This window comes from Nostocoides sp. (assembly GCF_035343835.1).
GTDB lineage: Bacteria > Actinomycetota > Actinomycetes > Actinomycetales > Dermatophilaceae > Nostocoides_A > Nostocoides_A vanveenii.
In genome coordinates, this window is sequence record NZ_DAOQZV010000198.1 from 1 (window position 1) to 6,078 (window position 6,078).

A 6,078-nucleotide genomic window follows, 5' to 3' on the forward strand; every position below is an offset into this window, starting at 1 on the left:
GACATTCGCGACGATCAGCGGCCTACCCGGGGCCAGAGAAGGTGACCACACCTAGCCACTCCGGTGCTCGATCGCGGCACGGTCTATCTGCGCTCGTACACCTACCTCGGCGCTGTCCGTGCCTCCGACGGGGCCGTTCTGTGGTCTCGCTACGAGCCCTTCACCTCAGTGCCCGTGATCGTCGGCGGAATTCTCTACACGGCGATGCGAGCGACACCGGCTCGGTCCTGCGCGCCTACGACACGTCTACCGGCGACGTGCTCTGGTCGAAGACCACAGCGGTGGCGAGTCCGACGCTCGCGGCGGCCGGAGACCTGATCATCGCCGTCACGCACTACTACTCCAGCTACATCTACGGCTTCGACCGGACAACCGGCGAGTTGGCTAGGGACGGAGGCGCAATCAGCACCACGGCCCAAGCATCGGGCGGCGCCACCGTGGCTGGCGGCCGGATCTACGTCCACAGTTGGGAGAAGGGCATCCGGGTCTTCGCTCCCCCGACGTGACCTATCGATCAGACACCGGAGACCAGGTGACCCTACTGACGGTCAGGAACGCCTACGGGGTATCACAATGTGCGCATGCACGCACCTACAGTCCCGCTCGATGGTCTGCAGGTATGCGTGCTCGGCGGCCTCACCCTTTCTGTCGACGGCCGGCCGGTCGTCGTCAGGGGTGTCGTCCGTCGGCGGCTCCCACTGGCCTTGCTGGCCACCCCCACCTGGCTCAGCAGTGACGCGCTGGTCGACGCCATCTGGCCGGCTGGGGGTGGGTCGCCCCAGACCCTGCACGTCCATGTGTTCCGGCTCCGGCGCGATCTCGACCCGGCCAACTCCCGAGGCAGCCGCTGGCTCGCCTCGAGCACGGACGGTTATCGGTTCAGGCCGGATGTGGTGGACATCGACACTGTCGAGCGCGATCTCCTCGAGGCCGACCACATCGCCGGTATCGATCCTTCCGGCGCCGCACAACGCCTGCGCACAGCGATCGACCGCATTCATCAGCCAGTCACCGAAGATCTGCCAGCCTGGGAGGCTCGCGTGCGTCGCCTTCACCAGCGGCGACGCACCGCCGAGGAGACGTGGGCCGGCCTTCTGGTGGACGCTGGTCGAGGTCGAGTCCCGCGACCGGATCCTCGAACTCGCGCGCCGAGCCCGAACGCGAGACCCGGTGGGTGCTCGCCATGCGGGCGCTCGCCCAAGCCCGGCGCACGCGGGAGGCGCTCTCGGCATACGGCAAGGGTCGAGCTGTCCTGGTGCAGGAGTTCGGCATCGAACCCGGCCGCGAGATGCACCTGTGCCACCAGCAGCTGCTTCGCAATGCCGCCGACCCGATCCTGGCCACCGGCAGCCGGGCGACCCTCCCACGTGCCGTTCCTCGTCCGATGACGCCGTTCGTCGGGCGGGAAGAGCAACTCGATCTGCTCGGACGCATCGTGGCCCGCCACCAGATCGTGACCCTCCACGGACTCGGCGGGATCGGCAAGTCGCGCCTGATCATCGAATGGATCCATCGCACCGGGCATGCCGGTGTGACCCATTGGGTTGATCTGCGTGGAGTCCGCCCCGACGACGTCGCTCACCGGGTCGCCACCGCGATGGGGATGACGCCGGGTGACAGCACCACGACCCGCTGCCTCGACGCCATTATCTTCGGAGCCGGCCCGGCGCCGACCACCGTCGTCCTCGACAACGCCGATGAGGTGACCGGCGAGACTGGGCTGCTGTGCCTGGCGGTGACCACTGCCCTGCCGCAGGTGACGATCGTCGTCACATCGCGCACCACATTGGGTGTCAGTGGCGAACGCCCCTTGTTGATCCCGCCGCTGAACCCCGAGGATGCCCTCGAACTTGCTGCCGAGCGGCTGGGCACTGACGATCAGGAGCGCATTCGCCGGATCGCGACCCGCAGTGGCGGCCTCCCCCTCGCCATCGAACTACTGTCCGGAGCAGCCGGCGACGACGACGGCGATCATGCGGTCGGCGAACTCACCGCACTGGTCAACGACAGCATGACGCAGCTCTCGGCCGAGGCCGACCGCCTGCTGCGGGTGTTGCGCCAGCTCCCCGGTGGGGCACCTGCCTCGCTGGTGGACCTGATCGCCGGTGGCTCCGTCCCGCGTCAGCGCCTCCTTCGCGAGTTGGTGGCGACCTCCCTGGTGGTGACCGAGACGCGCGGGGGGTAACCCCCGCCCTGCGCTACCGGGTGCTGCCGCCGGTGGCCGAGTTGGAGGCGGTATGGGAGGCGGGTGCGGTTCACGGCGAGCCCCTTGCCTCCGAGGCCCTCGAGGCCTGGTTGACTTTGAGGCTGCGGACCCGCTACGCCGCGGTCCCGTCGGTCGCCGGAATCAATGACGCCGCGAGCGAATGGACCAATCTGGACCCGGCGCTGGCCCGATGGGCCACGTCCGACCCCGCCGTGATCCTGCGACTCGCGACCGGCTTGACCGACTTCTTTGCTTATTTCGGCAGAGCGCAGGAGGGTCATGCCTGGTTGACGGCGGCGCTGGACGGATCGGTCGAGGGTTCCGACCCGCTCGGCCGAGCGAGCGCGCTGATCGGTTTGACGCGCGGCGGTGGCCTGGCGCGCTTCGCCACCCACCTGCGTTGCTGGACCAGGCCATCGGCCTGCTCGAATCGACGGATCCGCCCGAGAAGTCGCTGACGGCGATGGCGTACGCCTTCCGCAGCGTGGGACGTGCGTGGTCCGGGCTGCGGGCCGACGCGCTCAGCGATCTCTCGTCCGCGACCGCGGCGGCCCAGGCTGCCGGTTACCCGTGGGTCGATGCCAATGTGCGCCAACTGGGCATGGCCATCGACAGCACCGATGTCACGTCACCGGATGCGACGGACGGCTTTATCGAGGTGGCCGAGACCTTCACAGCGCTCGGCGACGCCCACGCTGCCGTTGTCACCCTGCAGTTCGCCCTCGGGCTGAGCCGAGTCCGGGCTAATGGGCGCGTCCAGGAACTCCAGCGCCGCCTGCTCGCCTGCGCAAAGGGGGACGCCTCGCCGGTCACCGCCGCCCTGATGGCTCAGGAAGTCGCCCGGACGACCGCCGAACAGGGCGGGAACCTCCTGCTCACCACCGAACTCGCGGACGCCCTCGCCGTCCTGGAGCGCAGCGGGAATCACCGGACGGCTGCGGTGATCCGCCGAGACATCGGACTGGCGATGCTCGATCGCGACGAGCGCGCGGTGGCGGAGTTGACATTACGCGAGGCATCCGCGCGGCTGGGCCATTTCGACCCGGGATCGGCCGCCCTGGCCGCCGCCGGGCTGGCCAGCCTGCATCCCGGCTCCTCGCTGGCTGCCCAACTGGCGGGGTTGGCGTGGGCCTGCGCGGAGTCGGGTCAGGGCGTGCCGCCCACGCCCACGACCCGGGAGCGGCTGACCACGCTCATCGGTCCCCCACCCGCAACACTTCCCGAGCCCGCCTCTGCCGGCGAGGCACTGCGGGCGCTGCTGCACGCGCCCTGAGCACCCCGACACCCGCGTGGTGCCGATCGAGGCCCCGGGCGCCTAGCAGGCGCGCCGGCAAATGGGTGGCATCCCCGGCGGTCCGGGCCGGATCGCTCCCGGAGCTCACGGTCGGGCTGCGGCGGTCGGGCCGCCTGAGCGGGAGCGGATGAACGGCATACGCTCGCCGCATGCCGCCCGCTCCCCTCCGCGCGTCCCTGCGCGTCGCGCTCGCGGCGGCGCTCGTCGGCGCCGGGATCGCAGTTGCCCCGACCGCGGCATCCGCTCAGGAGGGCATCCGGGTTACGGGGACGGCGCACTACGACGTGCGCGATGATGGCTCGCCGGTCGAGGTCACGACAACCATCACGTTCACCAATGTCCAGCCCTCGACCGCCACGACCTACTACTACTGGTCGGAGTATGCGCTGTGGCTGCCCACGGGCGTCAAGGGCTTGCGCGCGACCTCCAACGGCGCGCCCGTGAGCGTGTCGACGAGGACCCAGCAGGGCTTCGATTATGCCAATCTCGCTTTCCCGTCGCGGCTGCTCTATGGCCAGTCACGCACCATCGAGGTGCGCTACACGATTCCGGGCGGCACCTTCCGGTCGAAGGACGCCGCGCGCGTCGGGCCGGGTTTCGCCAGTTTCGAGGTCTACAGTCCCGGTGACGCCGGGGCCGCCACCATCGACATCACCGCGCCCCGCTGGATGGCCTTGACCCTCAATGCTTCCTATGACTCCACCGAGGACGGCGATCTGCGGACATCGACCTTCCACGGCGGCGGCGAGAGTGGCCTATGGGCACGGATGGCGCTGCGCGATGAGAGCCAGAAGACCACCAAGACGCTGGCGATCGGCTCGGACTCCTTCACGATCGAGGCCTTCCCCGGGGACAAAGTCTGGCTGAGCTATATCGCCAAGGCCCTGCCCGATGCCGTGCCCGCCCTGGTGAAGGAGGCCGGTGCGCCCTGGCCGGATGGGAAGGTGACGATCCAGGAGGACGCCACCAACAATGTCAGCGGCTACGACGGACGTTACAACGGCGGCACCATCACCATCTCCGAGAAGCTCGAGCCCGCCCTGCTCTATCACGAGCTCGCGCACGCCTGGGCGAACTACGACCACCTGCAAGGACGGTGGCTCGTCGAGGGTCTGGCCGGCGCGCTGACGACGCGCGCGGCCAAGGCGCTCGGCACCAAGGACGAGGACCACCTGCCGGTGACGCGGAGCGCGAATAATGCCTTCGCCCTGGCCGATTGGCCAACCGGATCACGAGAGTCCACGCCTAATGAGGCGTATGGCTACCCGGCCTCCTGGTGGGTGGTCGACCACCTGCTCTCGGGGTCAACGAAGGCCACCACCGGAGACCTCGTCGACGGCCTCGTCACCCGCGCGAGCCCGTATGCGATCCCGGGCGAGTCACCCCTCACCGCGGCCAACTCGGGGTGGCGACAGGCATACGACCTGTTCGCCATAACGGGCGGCAACGCCAAGACCGACGCGATCATGCGCGAGTGGGTGATCGGCAAGGACGACCTCGGCGAACTGAGCGAACGCGCCGCGGCGCGCAAGACGTATGCCGCGTTCGACAAGAGCGACGGGACGTGGTCACCGCCGCGCGGCGTGCGTGTGCCGATGGCGACGTGGGACTACGGGGCGGCCGGTCGCGCGATGCTGGACGCGACAAGCCCGGCCAAGGCCGCGGCGGGACTGACCAGGGCTGCCCAGCCGGCCGGGCTGACCTTCCCCACCGTGCGCAAGTCCTATGAGGCGGCCAACTCGGTCGCGCAATATCGGTCGCTGACAAGGCAATTGACCGCCCTTACGGCTGCGACGACCGACTACCGCGCGACTGCGGACGCCGTTGCGCAGCCATCCAATCTCTTCGAGCGGATCGGCCGGTCGCTGGCGTCTCCGAGCGCGGATGTGCAGGCGGCCCGCGCCGAGCTGGATCGTGGCGACGCCGCCGCGGCAACCGCAGCACTGAGCGCTGCGCGGGCCGCCGACCACCGCTCGCAGACCATCGGGATCGGGGCCGCCAGCGGGGTGTCCGCCCTCGTGGTCCTGCTCGGCGGCATGGCCGCCTGGCGACGGCGGCGCAGGCTACGCCCTCATTCCGCGATGTGAGACTCGAACGTCGATTGAGTCCAGTTGCCGGGATGCAGCCGGCAATTCTCGAGCTTATCGACGTGCAATTTCTCGGCAACGGACATTGTGAAGCCGGTGATGTGTCCGGCGGCGGCGACATTGGAAGCGTGCACGGCGTCGATCGAAGAGATCCTCCTCGCCGTCATGCGCCCCGTCGACCCACAGGCCACGCTGATCTTTTCGTCGGCGCGGGTGAAATGCAATGTTTTTCCGTCCCGCACCCACCCATATTTGGCTCCGCTCGAACTGAGCACATATCCAGGGCACACGTCGACATCACACCTCTTTGTCCTGAACGTCCACGTGCTGGCCGGCAGCGCATCCACGGGGGCGCCTTTCGGCACCACCGAGACGATTCTCGGCGAATTCCGGTAGGTCGGACCAAACGCGTTGACCGACAGCGTTGGCGCGGCAGCGTCAGCAGCGTCACGGTGAGAGCCGCTCCCGCCACCGAGGTGATCGTTGCCGTG

General features: G+C 69.0%; 7 protein-coding genes. 5 read left to right on the forward strand and 2 right to left on the reverse strand.

Going from position 1 to position 6,078, the window contains the following annotated elements; genetic code table 11:
• Positions 1-257 precede the first annotated feature (257 nt).
• Entirely contained in the window at positions 258-506 is a 249-nt protein-coding gene (locus PKH97_RS12660; protein ID WP_324387846.1) for a hypothetical protein, read from the forward strand.
• 42 nt (positions 507-548) lie between these two features.
• On the opposite strand, the gene PKH97_RS12665 is transcribed toward PKH97_RS12660, so the two are convergent.
• Positions 549-1,055, reverse strand: coding sequence for a hypothetical protein (locus PKH97_RS12665; protein WP_324387847.1), 507 nt, complete (start codon positions 1,053-1,055; stop codon positions 549-551).
• Between the two features lie 26 nt (positions 1,056-1,081).
• Here PKH97_RS12665 and PKH97_RS12670 point away from each other — a divergent pair, with 26 nt between their 5' ends.
• The 4 genes from PKH97_RS12670 (at position 1,082) to PKH97_RS12685 (ending at position 5,587) form a co-directional block, all read left to right on the forward strand.
• A complete protein-coding gene (locus tag PKH97_RS12670; protein WP_324387848.1) occupies positions 1,082-2,185 on the forward strand; it encodes a BTAD domain-containing putative transcriptional regulator in 1,104 nt (367 codons plus the stop codon).
• A 32-nt stretch (positions 2,186-2,217) separates the two neighbouring features.
• On the forward strand, positions 2,218-2,664 hold the full coding sequence (locus PKH97_RS12675; RefSeq protein ID WP_324387849.1) for a hypothetical protein: 447 nt from the start codon (positions 2,218-2,220) through the stop codon (positions 2,662-2,664).
• Positions 2,607-3,479 (forward strand): hypothetical protein, encoded by an 873-nt coding sequence (locus PKH97_RS12680; protein ID WP_324387850.1) that lies wholly within the window; start codon positions 2,607-2,609, stop codon positions 3,477-3,479. Before PKH97_RS12675 ends, PKH97_RS12680 begins: the two co-directional genes overlap by 58 nt.
• A 170-nt stretch (positions 3,480-3,649) precedes the next feature.
• Positions 3,650-5,587: a hypothetical protein gene (locus tag PKH97_RS12685; RefSeq protein WP_324387852.1), complete on the forward strand. Its 1,938-nt coding sequence runs from the start codon at positions 3,650-3,652 to the stop codon at positions 5,585-5,587.
• On the opposite strand, the gene PKH97_RS12690 is transcribed toward PKH97_RS12685, so the two are convergent.
• Positions 5,572-6,078, reverse strand: a 507-nt coding sequence (locus PKH97_RS12690) for a hypothetical protein (RefSeq protein ID WP_324387853.1), incomplete at its 5' end; no start/stop codon positions are given. The two genes, PKH97_RS12685 and PKH97_RS12690, sit on opposite strands and share 16 nt — an antisense overlap.

Coding starts and splice junctions, on each gene's coding strand:
- PKH97_RS12685 (WP_324387852.1), top strand. CDS start 3,650: ATGCCGCCCGCTCCCCTCCGCGCGTCCCTGCGCGTCGCGCTCGCGGCG.